This window comes from Syntrophorhabdaceae bacterium, assembly GCA_028713955.1.
Taxonomy (GTDB): domain Bacteria; phylum Desulfobacterota; class Syntrophorhabdia; order Syntrophorhabdales; family Syntrophorhabdaceae; genus UBA5609.
In genome coordinates this window covers 4,448-6,655 of sequence record JAQTNJ010000178.1, presented here as the reverse complement: position 1 = coordinate 6,655, position 2,208 = coordinate 4,448, and the positions used below count along the sequence as shown (strand labels likewise).

At 49.6% G+C, this 2,208-nt stretch carries 2 protein-coding genes; both read left to right on the top strand.

What is annotated here, in order from left to right; translation table 11 throughout:
- Positions 1 to 626 (top strand): ABC transporter ATP-binding protein (locus PHU49_12900; GenBank protein MDD5244905.1); only part of this gene is annotated, 626 nt, incomplete at its 5' end.
- A 367-nt stretch (positions 627 to 993) separates the two neighbouring features.
- Positions 994 to 1,776, top strand: coding sequence for a putative hydro-lyase (locus PHU49_12895; protein MDD5244904.1), 783 nt, complete (start codon positions 994 to 996; stop codon positions 1,774 to 1,776).
- The last annotated feature ends 432 nt before the right edge of the window (positions 1,777 to 2,208 follow it).

The following is a 2,208-nucleotide window of genomic DNA, read 5'->3' as shown; positions in this document are numbered from 1 at the left end:
GAGAACTTGTTACCGTTGTAGGCTCGAACGGTGCCGGAAAATCCACACTGCTCAAGACCATTGCCGGCGCCCTTCACACATCAAAAGGTACGATCCATTTTGAGAATGCGGAGATACATAAGCTGTCCACGCCTGAGATCGTCAGGAAAGGCATTACATACGTCCCTGAAGCACGTCTCATATTCGGGCCCCTGACCGTTGAGGAGAACCTTGAGATAGGTGCATATATTGTGAATGATGCAGCGCAGAAGAGGAGTAACCTCGATTTTGTCTATCACCTCTTCCCACGTCTTGCAGACAGGAAAAAACAGCCGGGCAGGACACTGTCGGGCGGTGAACAACAGATGCTTGCAATCGGGAGAGGGCTGATGTCCAATCCGAAACTTCTCATGCTCGATGAACCTTCGCTCGGCCTCATGCCCAAGCTTGTTGACGAGATGCTGGGCGCTGTGGCCAAATTAAGGGGTGCAGGCAAGACCATACTCCTCGTAGAGCAGAACGTCCGGGAATCGCTTGAGCTGGCAGACCGCGGATATGTACTCCAGACAGGCCGTACAATACTGGAAGGAACAGGAGAGGAGCTTCTCAATACCGAATCGATCAGAAAGGCGTTTTTGGGATTGTGAGGAGCATCGGTGCCGAACTTTCCCCGCAAACACGCTCATTCCGCTCCAGCGGCGCTGTTACCGGGGCTTGCGTCGCCCCCTCCACGAACAAAGTCCGCGGAGCCTCCCCTTCTCGCCCACGGTGTGGACTTGTTTATATCGCTCGCGTTCGGCTTCGGAACTTTTGCTACGCAAAAGACCGAGCTTCCTTGCCTCACGACGGTTTGCTACTGGAAAGTTCGGCACCGATGCTCCAATTAACCATCAATGCGCAGTATTCAAACAAAAGTCTTCTGGTGTTGTTTTTAGTCCGGACGCGTGGTCATTGTTTATTCAAGTTATTGGTGATTAAACATTTAGCGAGGAGAAAAAAGCGAAAAGAGCGACGATGAAATATGATGATCCAAAAAAAATAAGGGCTATGATCCGGAGGGGTCAATGGAAAAAACCGACTGCCGGGCTCGCCCCCGGCTATGCGCAGGCTAATCTTGTCATATTGCCGCAAAGGTATGCCTTTGACTTTCTCCTTTTCTGCCAGAGGAATCCAAAGCCGTGCCCGCTCCTTGAGGTGCTGGAGCCAGGTCAGTTTACAACCATCTTTTTATCTTCAGGAGCCGATATCCGCACTGATCTTCCCCTCTATAATGTTTACAGAAAAGGAAAGCTGCAGAAGGCTGTTCCCGAAATAAGGGAACTCTGGCAGGAGGATTTCATCACATTCCTCATCGGTTGCAGTTATTCTTTTGAAGAGGTACTTATACGGGCAAAGATACCTGTCCGTCACATCGAGGAAGGGAGAAACGTACCCATGTATATAACGAATATCCCCTGCAATACTGCCGGTATCTTCAGGGGGACGCTCGTTGTTTCCATGAGACCCCTGCCTGTTGACAAGATCGTACCCGCTGTCCGGATCACCTCGCGATATTCCTCGGTTCATGGCGGACCGGTCCACATCGGGGACCCGGCAGCAATCGGGATCCGGAACATTAAGCGACCGGATTTCGGAGAAGCAGTGACCATCGGCAAAGATGAAGTACCCCTGTTCTGGGCTTGTGGTGTGACGCCCCAGGTTGCGGTGATGAATGCAAAACCGGATATCTGCATTACCCATGCCCCCGGACATATGTTTATTTCCGACGTCCTCAACGAAGAGCTGGCAAACCAGTAGCTCTAAACCGGCTCATGGCTCATAGCTGATAGCTCATAGCGGAACAGCCGTAATTCGTGAATCGTAATTCGTAATTGGAAGAATCGCGTAAAATGTGAAAGGCAGGTTGTCATTGCGAGCGTAGCGCGGCAATCTCATCTCCTGGGATTGCCTTTCTCCATTCACGACTCACGAATTACGAATTACGGGTTTCTTGCTTGCTGCCTTTCTTACATAATTTTACGAGAATATATTAAGTTTCTTCAGGCATACTCGATAATATATTGAGTATGGAGTGAACAGCTATTGATATAGATAGGGAGGTCTTATATGAAAGTCCTTGTGGTTGATGACTTTGCAACAATGAGAAAGATCATCAAGAACGTGTTGAAACAGATCAACGTGGATAGTGTTTTAGAGGCAGAGAACGGGAAACATGCCCTTACGGTTCTG

Excerpts from the sequence above, each read along its gene's own strand:
- PHU49_12895 (MDD5244904.1), top strand. The coding sequence starts at position 994 with ATGAAATATGATGATCCAAAAAAAATAAGGGCTATGATCCGGAGGGGT.